This is a genomic window from Streptomyces sp. SID10853 (assembly GCF_010548145.1).
GTDB lineage: Bacteria > Actinomycetota > Actinomycetes > Streptomycetales > Streptomycetaceae > Streptomyces.
Window position 1 is genome coordinate 15,096 of sequence record NZ_JAAGLN010000060.1, and the last position, 17,978, is coordinate 33,073.

Consider the following 17,978-nt stretch of genomic DNA (forward strand, 5'->3'; position numbering starts at 1 on the left):
GATCGACCACTGGTCCGAATTGGGGACCCGTCGCTGCGCCCTTTCCGACCGGTGCGTGACGCTATGCGGTGGCGCGGATTCCGGTTCCGTCGTGGGCCGTGAGCGTGAGCGTGCGGTGCTGGATTCCGTAGTGCACAGGCCCGTGCACCGCCTTGAGCAGGTGCCTCTCCAGGGTCATGACGGACGCCTTGCACATCATGCGGGTGGTGGTGAGCGGCCCGAAGGTGATGGTGCTGTCCGTGACCTTTGCCATACCGGTGACCCGGTTGCAGCCCAGGTTTCCATGCACCGAACCGTCCTTCGCGAAGGTCAGCCGCGCCGTGCCGGCGGTCCCCCGGGGAAGGGTCGACACGCTCGCGCCGTCGGTCAGCGCGTCCACCTTCCATGCGGTTCCGACGAGCGGAGCGGGCCGCTCCGCCGGCTTCCTGGTGAGGGTCACGGAGTCACCCTTCGCTGTACGCAGAGTGAGCTTTCCGCCGCTCAGGTGGACGGAGAGCTTGCCGGTGAGTGTCTTGCGGAGAGCGGTCTCGTAGCTCTGCAGGTTCTTCGGGCAGCCGATCAGGGTGCTGGTGGCGGCGCCGACGGTGACGGTGTCGTCCTTGACGGTGACCGGCGCGCTGAAGTGGTTGCAGCCGGACGAGCCGTTCAGCCGTCCCTTCTCGAATGCGATGCCGGCACCCTCCGGAGCCTTCCGCACGGTGCCGCCCGCGGAGACGCTGTCGACGGTCCAGCCGGTCCCGGTGAGAGGCACGTCCGGCTCGGCAGGGGTGCTCGAACCCGGTGATCCTTTTTCCGTGCCGCAGGCGGCCAGTGCGCAGAGGGCCAGGGCGGCGACGGCGGTACGTTGCGTGTGCATGGCGGTTGGACGGGACGGGCGGGGTGTCCGGTTCCCCTGCTGTCCGCTCCTTCCCCTGATATCCGCTCCGTTCGCAACGGTCCGGCCCTGCGGCCCGCTGTTTCCCCTCCGTTCGCAACGGCCCGGCCCGGCCCCGCGGCCCTCTGTTTCCGCTCCGTTCGCAACGGCCCGGCCCTCCGTCCGTGCTCCCGTTCAGCTCATGACCGGCAGCAGGGCCGACAGGTCGGCGCGCTCGCCGCTCGCCGCGACATCGGCACCCTCCACCGCCGCCTGCCACTCCGTACGCCCGGTGGCCAGCCGGATCCAGCTGAGCGGGTCGGTCTCGACGACGTTGGGCGGGGTGCCGCGGGTGTGGCGGGGGCCCTCGATGCACTGGACCACGGCGTACGGCGGGATCCGCACCTCCGTCGACGCGCCGGGGGCCTTGACCGCGAGGGCGTCCGCGAGCAGCCGGGTGCAGGCGGCCAGGGCCTTCCGGTCGTACGGGATGTCCAGGCCGGTGGCCGCGTTCAAGTCATCGGTGTGGACGACCAGTTCCACACAGCGCGAGACCAGATAGTCGCCGAGCGGCATGGCGCCGACGCGGGTGGCGAGCAGCCGCTCACCGTCGGCGCCGGGCAGCCGCTCGGCGATCCGGTCGGCTGTGCGGCCGAACAGCTCAGCCGGGGTGGAGGCGGCGGCTATCGCCCTGACGTCGTCGGAGATCTGGTGCGCGACCGGAGCGGTGGCGAACGGCCACTCCAGCAGGGTCAGTTCCTGGACGGCCGGCGGCTCCTCGTCGAGAAAGCGGCTGACGCTCTCGACGGCCATGGCGAGATGCGCGGCGAGCTCGCGCACGGTCCAGTCGCCGAGCCGGGTGGGCAGGGCGAGCTGATCGGGCGTGAGGGCGCTCACGGCGCTCCTCACATGCTCGAACTGCGCCAGTACAGCGGCACGGGTGATGACGAAGTCGTAGCGGCGGGCGCGCTTCTGGGACGGCGGCATGCAAGTGACCTTAGGCGCTGGGTCCGACAACGACCCCGTCACCTTGACCCGTTCACTTCAAGCCACATAGGTTCTGCCGTCCGGCCCGTCAACCGAGACGGGCCGCTCTGCATGACTTTGGGGGGACCGAAGTGAACTGGTATCTCGATGTGATCAAGAACTACGTGGGCTTCAGCGGGCGCGCGCGCCGCCAGGAGTACTGGATGTTCACGCTGTTCAGCATCATCATCAGCATCGTGCTGACGATCATTTCCTCGGCGGTGCTCGACAGCAACTGGCTCAGCGGCCTCTACACGCTCGCCGTACTGCTGCCGACGCTCGCCGTGACCGTGCGCCGCCTGCACGACACCGGCAGGTCGGGCGGCTGGATCTTCATCGCCCTCGTCCCGTTCGTGGGCTGGATCATCCTGATCGTGTTCCTCGCCACCGAGGGCCAGCGACAGGCCAACTCCCACGGGCCCGACCCGAAGGCGGCCCCCGGCTACTGAGCCGGCCCGCACCGGACGTAAACGACACCGGGCGCAAACAGCACCGGACCGAACGACACCGGACGGAAACAGCACCGGACCGAACGACACCGGCCCCCAGGACCAACCGGTCCTGGGGGCCGACCCGTCGCACAAGCCCGGGATCACCTCGCCCGGCTCAGGCGAACAGCCCCGGGACCGTGGCCTCGTGAGCGCTCTTCAGCTCGCTCAGCGCGATACTGAACTCGCCCTGGACCTCGATCTCGTCGCCGTCCACCACACCGATACGGGTGACCGGCAGCCCCCGCGCCCCGCACATGTCGTTGAAGCGGAGCTCCTCGCTGCGCGGGATCGAGACGACCGCGCGCCCCGCCGACTCCGAGAACAGGAAGGTGAACGCGGAGAGACCGTCGGGCACGATCAGCCGCGCGCCCTTCCCGCCGCGCAGGCAGGACTCGGTGACCGCCTGGATCAGACCGCCGTCGGACAGATCGTGCGCGGCGTCGATCATGCCGTCGCGCGACGCCGAGATGAGGATCTCCGCGAGCAGCTTCTCGCGCCCCAGGTCCACCCTGGGCGGCACCCCGCCGAGGTGGTCGTGGACCACCTGGGACCAGGCCGAACCGCCCAGCTCCTCACGGGTGTCCCCGAGGAGGTAGAGCAGCTGGCCCTCCTCCGCGAACGCCATCGGCGTACGGCGGTTGACGTCGTCGATCACACCGAGCACCGCGACGACGGGCGTCGGGTGGATGGCCGCGTCGCCCGTCTGGTTGTACAGCGACACATTGCCGCCGGTGACCGGGGTCCCCAGCTCCAGACAGCCGTCCGCGAGACCACGGGTGGCCTCGGCGAACTGCCACATCACCGCCGGGTCCTCGGGCGAACCGAAGTTCAGGCAGTCGGAGATGGCGAGCGGCTTCGCACCGGTGGTGGCGACATTGCGGTACGCCTCGGCCAGCGCCAGCTGAGCGCCCGCGTACGGGTCGAGCTTCGCGAACCGCCCGTTGCCGTCGGTCGCCATGGTCACACCCAGATTCGACTCCTCGTCGATCCGGACCATGCCCGCGTCCTCGGGCATCGCGAGCACCGTGTTGCCCTGCACGAAACGGTCGTACTGGTCGGTGATCCACGCCTTCGACGCCTGGTTGGGCGACGCGACGAGCCGCAGGACCTGCTCCCGCAGCTCACCCGAAGTGGCCGGGCGCGGCAGCTTGTTGGCGTCGTCCGCCTGGAGGGCGTCCTGCCAGTCGGGGCGGGCGTAGGGCCGGTTGTACGTGGGGCCCTCATGCGCGACCGAACGCGGCGGCACATCCACGATCTGCTCACCGTGCCAGAAGATCTCCAGCTGCGATCCCTCCGTCACCTCACCGATGTCGGTGGCGATGACGTCCCACTTCTCGCAGATCGCCATGAACCGCTCCACGTACTGCGGCTCCACGATCGCGCACATGCGCTCCTGCGACTCGCTCATGAGGATCTCCTCGGGCGAGAGCGAGGAGTCGCGCAGCGGGACGGTGTCCAGCTCGACGCGCATCCCGCCCGAACCGGCGCTGGCCAGCTCGGATGTGGCACAGGAGAGCCCGGCGCCGCCGAGGTCCTGGATGCCGGCGACCAGCTTCTCCCGGAAGATCTCCAGGGTGCACTCGATGAGGAGCTTCTCCTGGAAGGGGTCGCCGACCTGGACTGCGGGGCGCTTGGCGGGTCCGGTCGACTCGAAGGTCTCGGACGCCAGGACCGAGACGCCGCCGATGCCGTCGCCGCCGGTACGGGCGCCGTACAGGATGACCTTGTTGCCGGTGCCTGACGCCTTCGCGAGGTGGATGTCCTCGTGCTTCATCACACCGATACAGCCCGCGTTGACCAGCGGATTGCCCTGGTAGCAGGCGTCGAAGACGACCTCGCCGCCGATGTTCGGCAGCCCCAGGCAGTTGCCGTAGCCGCCGATGCCCGCGACCACACCCGGCAGCACCCGCCTGGTGTCGGGGTGGTCGGCAGCGCCGAACCGCAGCGGGTCGACGACGGCGACGGGACGGGCCCCCATGGCGAGGATGTCGCGGACGATGCCGCCGACGCCGGTCGCCGCGCCCTGGTAGGGCTCGATGTACGAGGGGTGGTTGTGCGACTCGACCTTGAAGGTGACCGCGTAACCCTGGCCGACGTCCACGACACCGGCGTTCTCCCCGATGCCCACGAGCATCGCGTCGTTGACCGGGACCTTCTCGCCGAACTGCTTGAGGTGCACCTTGCTGCTCTTGTAGGAGCAGTGCTCGGACCACATCACGGAGTACATGGCCAGCTCGGCGCCGGTCGGACGGCGGCCGAGGATCTCGCGGATCCGCGCGTACTCGTCCTCCTTGAGGCCGAGCTCCTTCCAGGGCTGCTCGGCTTCGGGGGTCGCCGCGGCGTGCTTGACGGTGTCGAGGCGGCCCTTGGCGGCGCTCTCGTTGCGTTCAGTCGTCATGCGTTGACCAGCTTCTTCAGGATCGAGGAGAAGAATCCGATGCCGTCGGTACGCCCCGTACCGATCAGCGGCTCCACGGCGTGCTCGGGGTGCGGCATCAGGCCGACGACATTGCCCGCGGCGTTGGTGACACCGGCGATGTCGCGGAGCGAACCGTTCGGGTTGCCGTCGAGATAACGGAAAGCGACCCGCCCCTCGGCCTCCAGCTCATCGAGCACCCGCTCGTCGGCCACGTAACGGCCGTCGATGTTCTTGAGGGGTACGGAGATCTCCTGGCCGGCGGTGTAGTCGGCGGTCCAGGCGGTCTCCGCGTTCTCCACGCGCAGCTTCTGATCGCGGCAGATGAAGTGGAGATGGTTGTTCCGGAGCATCGCGCCCGGCAGCAAATGCGACTCGGTCAGGATCTGGAAACCGTTGCAGATACCCAGGACCGGAAGACCGGCCTTCGCCTGCTCGATGATCGTCCCCATCACCGGCGAGAAGCGCGAGATGGCACCGGCCCGCAAATAATCGCCGTACGAGAAACCACCCGCCAGGACGACCGCGTCGACCTGCTGGATGCCCTTGTCGCGATGCCAGAGCGAAACGGGTTCGGCGCCCGCGATCCGTACGGCGCGCAGGGCGTCCCGGTCGTCGAGCGTGCCCGGAAAAGTGACGACCCCGATACGAGCTGTCACTTCTCTTCCTCCACCTTCACGGTGAAGTTCTCGATGACGGTGTTGGCGAGGAACGTTTCGGCGAGCTCGTTGATACGGGCGAGGGCGGCGTCATCAACCGGCCCATCGACCTCCAGCTCGAAACGCTTTCCCTGACGTACGTCGGCGATTCCATCGAAGCCGAGACGGGGCAGTGCACGCTGCACCGCCTGTCCCTGCGGGTCGAGGATCTCCGGCTTGAGCATGACGTCGACTACGACGCGTGCCACTGGCACTCCCGGTGTGTGGTGCGAAGGCGGTCCCATCACACTACCTGCCCACAGATTCTACGCGGGTAGATATGGACCGGGGCCGATCACGTTCAGATATCGGCCGCGACAAGACACCGACAACGCACCGACAACCCATCGACAAGACACAGACAACAGCGGAGGAAAATCCTCGAAAAAATCGGCCTACCGGATTGCACTCGGACACGCGCATGTAATTGGGTGGGCTTCACAATGCGACGCCTTCCGCTGTACAAAGGAATTGGCGTAACTCAAAATCAGCCGCAAGGCCGACATCACAGCACGTCAGCACAGTGACACGCCTGCGTGACACCGTGCAGGCGCGATGATGTCGAAGGAAAGGACCGAAGTCCGTGGCTCAGCGAGTAGTGGTCACGCTCTCCGACGACATCGACGGCGGAGAAGCGGCGGAAACGGTCACCTTCGGTCTCGACGGGAAGTCGTACGAGATCGACCTCAATACCGCCAATGCAAAGAAACTGCGCAAGTCGCTGGCCCCGTTCCTGGAGGCGGCTCGAAAGCAGTCGAAGTCGGGCAAGACCTACCGGCACACATCGGTGGCCCCGGACCCGGCCGCCGTCCGCGCCTGGGCCAGGTCGAACAAGATGGAAGTACCGGCCAGGGGGCGCATCCCGAAGAAGGTCTACGAGGCGTTCAACGCGGCGGGCTGAGCGGAGGCGCCGGGGGAGTGCGCCCGGCTCCCGGTCGACTCTCGGCCGGCTCGCTTTCGCCTCACTGCCACCTCGCTGTCGGCGCCTCACTGTCGGCCTGCGTTCAGCTCGCGGTCGGCTCACGGCCGGTCGGCAGGGGTGGCCGACTCCCCCTCGGTGTGCCCGACTTGCATTCCACCCCTGCTGGTCAGCTAGAGTCTGGAGCACGCCGAAGGGCGAGGCCGAAAGGCCCCGTTCGAAGCAGCGTGCGGGTGTAGTTCAGTAGTAGAACATCCCCCTTCCAGGGGGAAGGCGCAGTGTGCAATTCCTGTCACCCGCTCTGCATCGCTCTCCGTACCGGTCCACTCGGACCGTCGGGTAGGATGGTGCTCGCACCGCCCGGTGAAAGCCGGTCGGCTGCAATCTGCGGACGTAGCTCAGTTGGTAGAGCGCAACCTTGCCAAGGTTGAGGTCGCCAGTTCGAACCTGGTCGTCCGCTCAGCAGCAGGAAACAGAGAAGCCCCGGTCGGATTCCGACCGGGGCTTCTCTGCGATGACGGCCTGGGGTTCCCGCCTCCTGGCTCCTGGGATTCGCGGCCTCGGCGAGCGCGGCCTCCCCGGGGGGGCCTCCCCGGGGCCGCAGCCTCGGCGGGCGCAGCCTCGGGGGATTCGGCTCGTGGCGCTCCTCATGTCACGGCGTCTGATGACATATGTCATCGGGCGGGGGGACAGGCCGGGGGCAGCCTGGATGCATGACAGATGTGATTGAGGTCGCAGACCTACGGCGCAGCTATGCCGGTGGGTACGAGGCGGTGGCCGGCGTCTCCTTCTCGGTGGCCGCGGGGGAGCTCTTCGCGCTGCTGGGGACGAACGGCGCGGGAAAGACCTCCACCGTGGAGCTCCTGGAGGGGCTGGCGCCCCCGAGCGGCGGACAGGTGCGCGTGCTGGGGCACGATCCGTACCGCGAGCGTGCCGCCGTCCGGCCGAGGACGGGCGCCATGCTCCAGGAGGGTGGGTTCTCCCCCGAGCTGACCGTGGCCGAGACGATCCGGATGTGGGCCGGCTGCACGAGCCGGGCACGTCCGGTCGGTGAGGCCATGGAGATGGTGGGGCTCAGCAGGCGGTCCGGCATACGGGTGAAGCAGCTGTCCGGCGGTGAGAAGCGGCGGCTTGATCTGGCGATGGCCCTTCTGGGCCGCCCCGAGGTGCTCTTCCTCGACGAGCCGACGACCGGGCTGGACGCCGAAGGACGCAGGGAGACCTGGGAGTTGGTGCGCGAGCTGCGCGACAGCGGTACGACGGTCCTGCTGACCACCCATTATCTGGAGGAGGCCGAAGTCCTGGCCGACCGGCTGGCGATCCTGCACGAGGGCCGAATAGCGGCCGAGGGCCGGGTGGACGAGGTGGTGGCCGCACAGCCCTCGCAGATCTCCTTCTCACTGCCCGAGGGGACAGCGGTCGGCGATCTGCCGCGGCTGGGGACGTACGTCCGCACGGGCGGGGACATCCAGCTGCGGACCGATGAGCTTCAGCGGTCCGCCACCGAACTCCTGCTGTGGGCCAGGGACCAGGACATCGAGCTGCGGGGGCTCGATATCCGGTCGGCCTCACTGGAAGAGGCATTTCTCGGTATCGCACAGAAACAGGGGGCCACACGATGAGCACGACGGGGGAAAGCACGGAGGACCGCACGAGGGGCGGCCGTGCGGCGGGCGGCCGTGCGAAGGGCCGCGCGGCGGAGGACCGGACCGCAGGAGGGCGGATGGCGGGCGCAGGGGGACGGGCGGTGGGCGCAGGGGCCGGCCCAGGTTCCGGAGGCGGGGGCGGGGGCGGGCCGCGGGTGCGGGTGCTCAACACGGGCCGGATGCTCGCCCTGGCCCGCGCGGAGCTGACGCTGCTCGGCCGCAGCAAGGCTTCGCTGTTCACCATGCTGGTGCTGCCCATCACGATGACTTTCGTGATCTCTTCAGCGACCGACCAGGACACCCTCGACAAGGCCGGGCTGACAGCCGGTGCGGTGCTGCTGCCAGGGGGAATCGCGTTCGGCCTGCTCTTCGCCCTGTACAACGGCGTGGTGGGCGTCCTGGTGGTCCGCCGCGAGCAACTGGTGCTCAAGCGGCTGCGTACGGGCGAGGCGCGGGACACGGAAATACTGGCCGGGGCCGCGCTGCCCTCGGTGGTCATCGCGCTGGTGCAGTGCGCGGTCCTGTCAGCAGGCTGTGCGGTGGTCTTCGACATGGGCCTGCCGCCCGCGCCACAGCTGATGGTCGTGGGCGTCGCCCTCGGGGTCGTGATGCTGACCGCGCTGGGAGCGGCGACAGCCGGGATCACCAAGTCCGCCGAGGCCGCCCAGCTGACGGTCATCCCGCTGATGCTGGTGTCGATGGCAGGATCCGGCGTGCTCGTCCCGCTGGAGATATTCCCCGACCGGCTGGCGTCGGTGTGCGAACTGCTGCCACTGACTCCGGTGGTGGAGCTGGTACGGGGCGCCTGGACCGGGTCGTTGTCCGCGTACGACGCCCTGGGGCACGTTCTGACGGCGGTGGCCTGGACGGTCCTCTCGGTGTTTGCTGTACGCCGGTGGTTCCGCTGGGAGCCACGGCGCTGACCATGACCGGAGAGCCCGTAGGGGGCGGGAACGGGAGGTTGGGCGCGGGTAGAGGTTGGGTGCAGGTGGAGGTTGGCGCAGGTAGAGGCCGGGACAGAGGCTGACTTGCTGCGGCCGGGAGCCGGAGACAAGGCCGCGGGCGACAAGGGGGACACGCGATGCAGTGGCTACGGGGGTGGCGGAAGCAAGGTGGCTTCGCGCAGGCCGACCTCTACGCGCGAGCGACGATCTACGCCCTGCTCTGGGTGGCCGTCGTTGTGCAAGTGCTGTTCAGCGTGACGCGCCCGGTCCGTCACTCCGGTGCGCCCGCCGCGATGATCGCCGCATCCTGTCTGCTCACGGTCGCGCAGGGCGTGTACTGCACCTCACTGGCCTCCGGTGGCCTGGCCGACTATCTGGGCCAGGCCAGGCTCTCCCGGCGGCCGGTCGCCTTCGGCGCCGGTCTGATGGCGACGAATCTGGTGGCTGCTCTGGTGCTCACCTCGGAGGTGGGGCCGCGGGACTTCGCGATAGCGGCGGTCCTGCCGTGCGCCGCTCTGATGCCGTTCACGATGGCGCACAGCCTGATCGTCCGGAAGCGGGTGTCGGCACTGGTGCAGTTGGCCGGCCTGGCCGCAGTGTGCGGGGCGGTCCTCCTGCTCGGCGGCAACCGGCAGCTCATCGCTGCCTGCATGGCCGGCATGGTGGCCGGGCCCATGTGGTACGCCGTCACGACCCGTTGCTCGGCCTGGCATCTGGGCGTGATGTGGAAACTGCACCAGGCCAAGGACATGGAAGCCCGGCTGGCGGTCGCGGAGGAGCGCCTGCGGTTCGGCCGGGATCTGCACGATGTGATGGGGCGCAATCTCGCAGTGATCGCGCTGAAGAGCGAGCTGGCGGTGCAGCTGGCCCGGCGGGGGCGGCCGGAGTCCGTGAACCAGATGACCGAGGTGCAGCGCATGGCCCATGACGCACAGCGAGAGGTACGTGAAGTGGTACGGGGATACCGAGGAGCGGACCTCGCCACGGAACTGGCCGGGGCCCAGGGCGTGTTGGAAGCAGCCGGTATCGAGTGCACCGTCAACGGACCGCCGGACGGACTCCCGGCGGATGTGCAGTCGGCGCTCGGCTGGGTCGTCCGGGAAGCGGCCACCAATGTGCTGCGTCACGGGGATGCCCGGCGCTGCACCGTCGCGGTGGCGAGTTCGGCATCGGATGCGACCTTGACCGTCGAGAACGACGGAGCCGCCGGCGGCAGTGGAAACGGCAGCGGTAGCGGCTCCGCTCCGGGCACCGGACTGGCTGGGCTGCGGGAACGGCTGACCGCCGTGGACGGGACGCTGACGGCCGGCCCGGCGCCCGGCGGGAGGTTCCGGCTGACCGCGGAGGTACCGCTGACCGGCAGGCCGGCCGCCCCGGACACGGGCCCCCGCCTTGCCGATGCCCACACCACCGCCCACCTGCCCACCCCGACCCCCACCTCCGCAACGACCCTCGCCACCCCCGCACCAGCCCCCTCTGCTCCCGCTCCTTCCTCCTCTCCCGCTCCCGCCGAAGGGGCAAGCGCATGACCGACCCGTCACGCTCGGCACCGGCACCGGCACCGGCACCGGCACCGGCAAACGGAGCCGCACCCTCGCCCTCACCGGCAGACGGAGCCGCACCCGCCACACCCGCCGCCTCGGTACCCATACGTGTGCTGCTCGCGGATGACGAGCACCTCATCCGGGGAGCGCTCGCCGCGTTGCTCGGGCTTGAGGACGATCTGGTGGTCGTGGCCGAAGCCGCGTCCGGTCCCGAAGCGCTCGCCATGGCGCGGGCGCACCGGCCCGATGTGGCGGTGCTCGATCTCCAGATGCCGGGGGCCGACGGTGTGAGCGTGGCCACATCCCTGCGGACCGCGCTCCCCGAGTGCCGCTGCATGATCGTGACCAGTCATGGGCGGCCCGGCCACCTCAAACGGGCGCTGTCGGCCGGGGTGAAGGGGTTCGTTCCGAAGACCGTTTCCGCGCAGCGGCTGGCGGAGATCATCCGGACGGTGCGGGCCGGAGGGCGTTATGTGGACCCGGAGTTGGCCGCCGACGCGATCTCCGCCGGGGACTCGCCCCTCACCACCCGGGAAGTGGAAGTGCTGGAGCTGGCGGCGGACGGCGCACCGATCGCGGAGATCGCCGAGCGGGCCTCGCTGTCGCAGGGCACGGTGCGCAACTATCTGTCGTCGGCCGCGTCGAAGCTGGGGGCGGAGAACCGGCATACGGCGGTGCGTCTCGCGCGCGAGCGAGGTTGGGTATAGTGGTGCCCGCGCCACGGCGCATGCGGACGTAGCTCAGTTGGTAGAGCGCAACCTTGCCAAGGTTGAGGTCGCCAGTTCGAACCTGGTCGTCCGCTCAGCAGCAGGAACGGAGAAGCGGAGAAGCAGAGCCGCGGCGACGAAGGGCCCGAGGGCCCCCGGGAATGTGCCGGAAGCGGGCCCTTCGCACCGGCACGGCTATGACCAGGGGGTCCCGGTCAGCAGCTCGTACGCCTCCACATACTTCGCCCGGGTCGCGTCCACGATCTCCTGCGGGAGTGCGGGCGGCGGCAGTTCGCCCTTGCGGTCCCAGCCGGACGCCTCCGAGGTCAGCCAGTCGCGCACGTACTGCTTGTCGTACGACGGCTGGGGGTGGCCCGGCTCCCAGTCGGCCACGGGCCAGAAGCGGGACGAGTCGGGGGTCAGGACCTCGTCGGCGATGACGAGTTGGTCGCCGTCATAACCGAACTCGAACTTCGTGTCGGCGAGGATGATGCCCCGCTCCCGCGCGATGCCCTGGGCCCGTTCGTACACGTCGAGGGTCGTGCGCCGCAGATCGAAGGCGGTCTCCGCGCCTGTCTGGCGGGCGACCTCCTCGTAACTCACGTTCTCGTCGTGGTCCCCGACGGCCGCCTTGGTGGCCGGCGTGAAGATCGGTGCGGGGAGTTCGGAGCCGTCGGTCAGCCCATCCGGCAGCGCGAGACCGCAGACCGTGCGGTGTGCCTCGTACTCCAGCAGGCCCGACCCGGTGAGGTAGCCACGGGCCACGCACTCCACCGGGACCATCCGCAGCGACTTGCAGACCAGGGTGCGGCCCGCCCAGTCGGCGGGGGCCCCGGCGGGCAGGTCGGTGGAGATGACGTGGTGCGGCACAAGATCGGCGAGCTTGTCGAACCACCAGAGCGACAGCTGGGTGAGCACCCGGCCCTTGTCGGGGATCTCGGTGGGCAGCACCCAGTCGTACGCGGACAGGCGGTCGCTGGCGACCATCACGAGGTCGCCCGCCTCGTTCTGGTACAGATCGCGCACCTTGCCGGTGTGCAGGTGTACCAGGCCCGGCACCTGAAGCGGCTCGGGCTTTTCTACGAATCCGGACACGGTTCCTCCCCGTGGTTCTGTCCAAGCGGTGGGGTCGGAGTCGATTCTCCCGTATGCGCTGTGTGCAGGCCCCTCCAGGGTCGGCCCACGGCACGGCGGCGTCCTGCGGAGTCCGGCGGCGGGCCGCTCGCCCCGTCAGTCGCGCTTGCAGATGCGGTCGAGGAGGTTGGCTGTCGCGCGCTGGATACGGGAATCGACATGGCCGGGCCGGTCCAGCGCGGGTGACCAGGCGAAGGTGCCCGAGGCGAAGACCAGCGAGCCGGACGGGGCCCGGTACAGCGAGGTCTCCTGGTGCCGCACGACACCCTCGCTGTCCTCGTACGGCGAGTGGGCGAGCAGGATCCGGCTCTCGTGCTCCGGGAGCGACGTGCGTGGGAAGTAGCGGTCGGCCTCGCCCGCGACCAGACCGGCGAGTTCGTCGCCCTCGCCCGCGCCGGTCGCGTCCCAGAGCCAGTGCTCGGCGTTCCGTACGACCAGCGGGCTCGGGTCGGGGACCCGGCCGGCGTACTGGATGCCGAGCAGCTGCTGTTCCGGCCGGTCGATCTCGCGCCACAGCGTGGGCTTCCCCGGGCCGCGGCGTTTGCGGCAGGTGAGGAGCCGGTCCGGGACGCCGGACGGGGACGGGGCGAGGTCGACCTGCCAGTACATGGTGTTGGCCGAGAGGAAGACGAGGGAGGTGCCGTGTTCGCGGGCGGCCTCCGTCGTACGCCGCATGGGCACCGACCAGTACTCGTCGTGGCCGGGGAAGACCAGGCCGCGGTAGCGGGTGGGGTCGATGCGGCCGGCGTGCAGATCGCGGGCGTCGGCATAGGCGAGGTCGTATCCGTACCGCTCGGCCCAGCGGATGAAGTCGTAGGCGTGCCCGACGTGCAGGGGCAGCCCGGCGCCCGCGTACGGCCGGTCGAAGGAGACCGTGGTGGCCGCGTCCTCCTCGCCGAGGAGCCGGCCCACGCCGTCCCAGGCGTGGTAGAGGCTGGCGCCGGTGTGCCCGTCCTCCGGGTAGAGGTTGTACGCCTGCCAGGTCACGTCGGGCAGCAGGAGGAGCAGATCCGCCGGATGGCTGTCCCGGACGGTGAAGGGGATGTGGGAGCGGTAGCCGTCGACGGTGGTCAGCACCGCGACATAGGCCCCGATCGACCAGTACGAAGGGATCTGCAGCCGCCAGGACAGCCACCAGTGGTGGCAGGAGACCGTGCGGTCGGCGGTGAGCGGGGGCGGCTGGACGATCCCGGAGATCCGCGGGCTTGTGGTGATCTTCGCCGCGCCGTCGCCGCCGTAGTGACCGATCCGGTAGATGTCGACGGAGAACTGCTGGGGCGGGTCGACCGTGACATGGAAGTCGATGGCCTCGCCCGGGGCGGCCGCCCCGTTGGACGCGAAGCCCTTGATCTGCTTCTTCACGTCGTCGGCGGTGCGCGGGCCGCCGGAGCGGTGGTGCGGGGCGTCCGGGGCGTACCAGGGGACGACATGGCCGGTGTCGTCGAAGTAATGCTCGCTCCCGCGGAGCCAGGGCAGCGGACCCTGCCCGAACGGATCCGATACGGCGTGCGCGAGGGCCCCCGATTCCCAGCGCCGGATCTGCTCCGCCCCCATGCGGCTCCCCTTCCCTCGGCCACTCAGGCACAACAGTGATGCACCGACAGTCAGCGACCGGCCCCAGCACATCACATAAGGCGCTCACTCCGTCACTGTTCGTCGCGAATTGACGAGGACAGTACCGAATTCGTGGAATGATCCAGGCCGCCCGAGGGAGGGCCCGGGGAAGACGCAGGGAGGCTCCGGGGCAGATCCCGGGAGCCGGCTCCGCGCATGACCGGACGTCCACAGGCGCCATGGGGCGTCAGCCGTGGGGTGTCAACGGGCGCCGTGGGGCGTCCCGATACGGGCGTCCAGAGGCGCCATGGGGCCGTCCGTCATAGGCGTCAACGGGCGCGCCATGGGGCCCGTCCGCCATGAGGTGCCAGCGCATGAGGCGTCAACGCATGAGCTGCCAGCGCATGAGGTGCCAACTGGCGTCACACCAGCCGTACCGGTTTCTCCGCGCGTACGCCCACCGCCGTCAGCCACCCTCGCAACGGCCCGTCGTCGCCGTCCTCCACCAGGCTCATCACATGCCCGCCCAGGTCCGCCCTGCGCTCGCCGCCCACCAGCAGCGCGGGGCCGTCCAGCCAGTCGAGGCCGGGTGCCGCCCCGGCCGTGTCCACCGCCGCGCAGCAGACCATCGCGGTGACATGGTCGGCGAGCAGATCGCGCCCGGTACGGGGCGGCTGGAGCGGGAAGAGCGGGATCGCCCCGGTGTCCCAGAGCTCCTCGCCCTCCAGGGTGCCGCCCGGCATGCGGGGCGGCGCCGCGGCCTCCTCACGGGCGACCTCAGCGGTGACGGCGGCCGCCAGCGTCTCCGTGTCGTCGGCCGCGAGATGGTCCAGGACCCGGGCCAGCGTCGGATCGCCGGGCCCGCCGGGACCGCCCGCATCGCCGGACGCATCGGGGCCCGCCCCGGCTGTGCGGCGCACGCCCAGCTGGTCGAGGACGCGGTGCAGCCTGGCCGCTTCCGTACGCCATTTACGGTCGACGACCTCTTCCGGATACTGCTGCCAGTCCACCGGGGACCAGTCGGGGCCGGTCTCGGCCGGGCCTCCGTGGAAGAGCCTGGCCGCGAGGAGGGATGTGGCCGCGTCGACCGCGCCCGGCTCCTCCAGCAGGTCACAGGCGGGGCGCTCGCCCAGCCGGGACGTGAACCCCTCGGCGAGACGGTCCCTGCGCGACAGTTCGGTGAGCGCGGAGACCACCCCGGCGTCGAGCCGGGAGGGCCAGCGGCCCATCCGCCAGGCGGGCAGCGCGACCCGGGTCAGCAGCCGGTCCCAGCCCGCGTAGGCCAGGCCCACCTGCTCCTGGGCGACGATCCGCAGCCCGTAATCCACAGCCTGTGCGCGGTCCGATGCCGCCGCCGCGACCCCGCGTTCCATCTCGGCCGCATGGCCACGGCAGCTGCGCAGCAGCAGCCGGGCGACCCAGCCGATGAAGCCGTACGCCACTCGTCGCACCGGGCCGAGCCCGGCCCTGGACGAGACGGCGACCGCCGCGTCCAGACCCCGTACGAACCGGCGCGAGGCCGCGATGTCGGGGTGCGCGGAGGGTCCCGTACCGGCGATGACGGGAGCGAGGAGGGCCCGCAGCTCGGCCACCCGCATCCACCACAGGAAGGGCGAGCCGATGACCAGCACGGGGGCGTCCGCCTCCCGGCGGGACCGTATCGACCGGCCGCGCCCGGCGCCCGGCCGTCCCCCGGATATGGACTGGGCGGTGGGGTGCGAGCGGTCCTCGAGCCAGCTGTCGCAGTCGGGCGTCAGCGCTATCGCCGACGGCACAGGCACTTCGAGCCGGTCCGCGAGGTCCCGCACCATCCGGTGCAGGTCGGGCGCGGACTTCTCGGTCAGTGCCACCGTCGGGCTGACGGCCGGCCCGGCCCTGGCGATCACGGTCCCGACGACGGCGGCCGTCCCCAGCACTACCAGCGCGAACCCTGTCACCACCCACCGCGCGACGTCCCAACTCCCGCCGCTGAGGCGGCCCATGGCACCGCCGGCCAGCAGCACGACCGCTGCCGCCGCCGGCAGCAGCGCGACGGCCAGGGCTCTGCCCCGGACCGCCAGAACAGCCAGCGCATGAGCGCGTGCGCCCTGCGCACCCCGCTTGGCACGCGGATTCACCTGCGCGTCGTTCGTACGGTTCTCGGACACGGCTGGACGTCACCCCCCTCTGCCCTTGCGACGGCTTTGCTCACTCCCCCACTGTGGCACCCGCCACTGACATCGCAATGCCGGTGGGCCAAGTGCCGGAACGCCTGCGCCGCAGACTAGTTGGGGACCCGGCAAGCGTCATCCGGATGGGGCAGTCGTCACTCGATGGAATGGCTTTGGGTAAAGGTGCTGACGGAAAGCCGTCAGATGGCTGCGGCTTTCGCCGCGATGTCCGTACGGTGCTGTGCCCCGTCGAGCCGCACCCTGCTCAGCGCGGTGTACGCCCGCTCACGGGCCTCTCCCAGATCGGCGCCGGTCGCGGTCACGGAGAGGACCCGGCCGCCCGCGCTCACCACCGCGTCGCCGGCCTGCCTGGTCCCGGCGTGCAGCACATACGCATGGGGCGCGTCCTGGGCGGCCACCTCGTCGAGACCGCCGATGGGGTCACCGGTGCGTGGGGTGTCCGGGTAGTTGTGCGAGGCGATGACGACGGTGACCGCGGCCTCGTCGCGCCAGTTCAGCGGGGGGACCGTGTCGAGGGTGCCGTTGGCCGCGTTCAGCAGAACACCGGCCAGCGGTGTCTTCAGCCTGGCCAGCACGACCTGGGTCTCGGGGTCACCGAACCGGGCGTTGAACTCGATGACCCGCACCCCGCGTGAGGTGATCGCGAGCCCCGCGTACAGCAGTCCAGCGAAGGGCGTACCCCGGCGGCGCAGCTCGTCGACGGTCGGCTGGAGCACCGTCTGCATGACCTCGTCGACCAGCTTGGGGTCGGCCCAGGGGAGCGGCGAGTACGCACCCATGCCGCCGGTGTTGGGCCCTTCGTCGCCGTCGAGCGCGCGCTTGAAGTCCTGCGCGGGCTGGAGCGGAAGGACGGTCACCCCGTCCGAGATCGCGAAGAGCGAGACCTCCGGGCCGTCCAGGAACTCCTCGATGACCACCCGGCCGCAGGCCAGCGCGTGGGCGCGGGCGGCTGCGACGTCCTCCGTCACGACGACCCCCTTGCCCGCGGCGAGGCCGTCGTCCTTCACCACGTACGGGGCGCCGAAGGCGTCGAGCGCCGCGTCGATCTGCGCGGGGGTGGTGCAGACGTAGGCACGGGCGGTGGGGACGTTCGCCCCCGCCATCACATCCTTGGCGAACGCCTTGGAACCCTCCAGCTGCGCGGCTTCCCGGCTCGGCCCGAAGCACGGGATGCCCGCCTCCCGTACCGCGTCGGCGACACCGGCGACCAGAGGCGCCTCGGGGCCGACGACGACGAGGCCGGCGCCGAGCCGGACCGCGAGCCGGGCGACGTCCGCGCCGTCCAGCGCGTCCACCGCGTGCAGCTCGGCCACTTCCGCGATGCCGGCGTTACCCGGGGCGCAGTGGAGAGAGGTGACCTCGGGGTCGAGGGAAAGAGAGCGGCACAGGGCGTGTTCGCGGGCACCGCCGCCGATGACAAGGACCTTCACGGTGCGAAGCCTAGCCCGCGCACCTGGCCCGGCCGGGCGCGGGCCTTGTGCGGGCCGCCGAACCGGACGGCCGGGTGTGCTCGTAGATTCCTCCACGTCCGCGGCGGAACTCGTCCGCAGCGGAACCCGCACGCGACGGAACCCGCACGCGACGGAACTCCTCCGCGGAGGAACTTCGCGCGGCGGACTTCTGCACCGGGTCGGCCGGCTACTCGTTCGTGTACTCCTCCACCACGGTCGCCCCCAGCTCGCGCACGATCAGGTCGTGGCCGGAGAGCGCCGAGTCGACCAGGTCGGGATCGTCGTCCTCGGGGGTGTCGTCCTCCAGCGAGACCGGGGGCGGCCCGTCCGGCTCCGGCGGCGGCTCGGGCTCCCGGAACGCCTGCGGCCGCCGGCGCTGCGAGGGCTCCGGGGCGGGTGGCTGCTGTACGGGACCGGGCGCGGC

At 70.4% G+C, this 17,978-nt stretch carries 15 protein-coding genes, 3 tRNA genes and 1 pseudogene; 9 read left to right on the top strand and 10 right to left on the bottom strand.

What is annotated here, in order from left to right; genetic code table 11:
* Positions 1–61: 61 nt before the first annotated feature.
* Both G3I19_RS14560 and G3I19_RS14565 read right to left on the bottom strand, forming a co-directional pair.
* On the bottom strand, positions 62–856 hold the full coding sequence (locus tag G3I19_RS14560; protein WP_164263984.1) for an META domain-containing protein: 795 nt from the start codon (positions 854–856) through the stop codon (positions 62–64).
* Between the two features lie 192 nt (positions 857–1,048).
* Positions 1,049–1,840, bottom strand: coding sequence for a maleylpyruvate isomerase family mycothiol-dependent enzyme (locus G3I19_RS14565; protein ID WP_164263985.1), 792 nt, complete (start codon positions 1,838–1,840; stop codon positions 1,049–1,051).
* A 131-nt stretch (positions 1,841–1,971) separates the two neighbouring features.
* On the opposite strand from G3I19_RS14565, the gene G3I19_RS14570 reads away from it, so the two are divergent.
* On the top strand, positions 1,972–2,328 hold the full coding sequence (locus G3I19_RS14570) for a DUF805 domain-containing protein (protein ID WP_164263987.1): 357 nt from the start codon (positions 1,972–1,974) through the stop codon (positions 2,326–2,328).
* A 157-nt stretch (positions 2,329–2,485) separates the two neighbouring features.
* On the opposite strand, the gene purL is transcribed toward G3I19_RS14570, so the two are convergent.
* From purL to purS, 3 genes are read right to left on the bottom strand one after another with little or no spacing between them, the layout of a single operon-like run.
* Positions 2,486–4,768 carry a phosphoribosylformylglycinamidine synthase subunit PurL gene (gene purL / locus G3I19_RS14575; protein ID WP_164263989.1) on the bottom strand — a complete coding sequence of 761 codons (2,283 nt, stop codon included), beginning with the start codon at positions 4,766–4,768 and terminating at the stop codon, positions 2,486–2,488.
* Complete coding sequence (gene purQ / locus G3I19_RS14580) at positions 4,765–5,445, bottom strand: phosphoribosylformylglycinamidine synthase subunit PurQ (protein WP_164263992.1); 681 nt, start codon at positions 5,443–5,445, stop codon at positions 4,765–4,767. The genes purL and purQ overlap by 4 nt, the downstream gene beginning before the upstream one ends.
* Positions 5,442–5,693, bottom strand: a complete 252-nt coding sequence (gene purS, locus G3I19_RS14585; RefSeq protein WP_164263993.1) for a phosphoribosylformylglycinamidine synthase subunit PurS — start codon at positions 5,691–5,693, stop codon at positions 5,442–5,444. Before purS ends, purQ begins: the two co-directional genes overlap by 4 nt.
* Positions 5,694–6,067: 374 nt before the next feature.
* Between purS and G3I19_RS14590 the strand changes: the two genes are divergently transcribed.
* The 8 genes from G3I19_RS14590 (at position 6,068) to G3I19_RS14625 (ending at position 11,339) form a co-directional block, all read left to right on the top strand.
* Complete coding sequence (locus tag G3I19_RS14590) at positions 6,068–6,385, top strand: Lsr2 family protein (protein ID WP_164263995.1); 318 nt, start codon at positions 6,068–6,070, stop codon at positions 6,383–6,385.
* A 247-nt stretch (positions 6,386–6,632) separates the two neighbouring features.
* Positions 6,633–6,704 (top strand) — tRNA-Gly (locus G3I19_RS14595).
* Positions 6,705–6,790: 86 nt separating this feature from the next.
* A tRNA-Gly gene (locus G3I19_RS14600) sits at positions 6,791–6,863 on the top strand.
* Between the two features lie 253 nt (positions 6,864–7,116).
* A complete protein-coding gene (locus tag G3I19_RS14605; protein ID WP_164263997.1) occupies positions 7,117–8,025 on the top strand; it encodes an ABC transporter ATP-binding protein in 909 nt (302 codons plus the stop codon).
* 203 nt (positions 8,026–8,228) lie between these two features.
* A complete protein-coding gene (locus tag G3I19_RS14610) occupies positions 8,229–8,972 on the top strand; it encodes an ABC transporter permease (protein ID WP_239074344.1) in 744 nt (247 codons plus the stop codon).
* Between the two features lie 158 nt (positions 8,973–9,130).
* Positions 9,131–10,522 (top strand): histidine kinase, encoded by a 1,392-nt coding sequence (locus G3I19_RS14615; RefSeq protein WP_164264001.1) that lies wholly within the window; start codon positions 9,131–9,133, stop codon positions 10,520–10,522.
* 119 nt (positions 10,523–10,641) lie between these two features.
* On the top strand, positions 10,642–11,244 hold the full coding sequence (locus tag G3I19_RS14620; RefSeq protein ID WP_164264012.1) for a response regulator transcription factor: 603 nt from the start codon (positions 10,642–10,644) through the stop codon (positions 11,242–11,244).
* Between the two features lie 22 nt (positions 11,245–11,266).
* Positions 11,267–11,339, top strand: a tRNA-Gly gene (locus tag G3I19_RS14625).
* A gap of 100 nt (positions 11,340–11,439) precedes the next feature.
* Here the strand turns inward: G3I19_RS14625 and G3I19_RS14630 are convergent.
* From G3I19_RS14630 to G3I19_RS14650, 5 genes and pseudogenes are all read right to left on the bottom strand, one after another.
* On the bottom strand, positions 11,440–12,339 hold the full coding sequence (locus tag G3I19_RS14630; RefSeq protein WP_164264003.1) for a phosphoribosylaminoimidazolesuccinocarboxamide synthase: 900 nt from the start codon (positions 12,337–12,339) through the stop codon (positions 11,440–11,442).
* Between the two features lie 135 nt (positions 12,340–12,474).
* Entirely contained in the window at positions 12,475–13,932 is a 1,458-nt protein-coding gene (locus G3I19_RS14635; protein ID WP_164264005.1) for a N,N-dimethylformamidase beta subunit family domain-containing protein, read from the bottom strand.
* 422 nt (positions 13,933–14,354) lie between these two features.
* Complete coding sequence (locus G3I19_RS14640) at positions 14,355–16,079, bottom strand: hypothetical protein (protein WP_343235105.1); 1,725 nt, start codon at positions 16,077–16,079, stop codon at positions 14,355–14,357.
* Between the two features lie 203 nt (positions 16,080–16,282).
* A complete protein-coding gene (purD, locus tag G3I19_RS14645) occupies positions 16,283–17,533 on the bottom strand; it encodes a phosphoribosylamine--glycine ligase (RefSeq protein WP_164264007.1) in 1,251 nt (416 codons plus the stop codon).
* Between the two features lie 208 nt (positions 17,534–17,741).
* Positions 17,742–17,978, bottom strand: a pseudogene (locus G3I19_RS14650) (DNA polymerase III subunit gamma and tau); the annotation flags it as partial.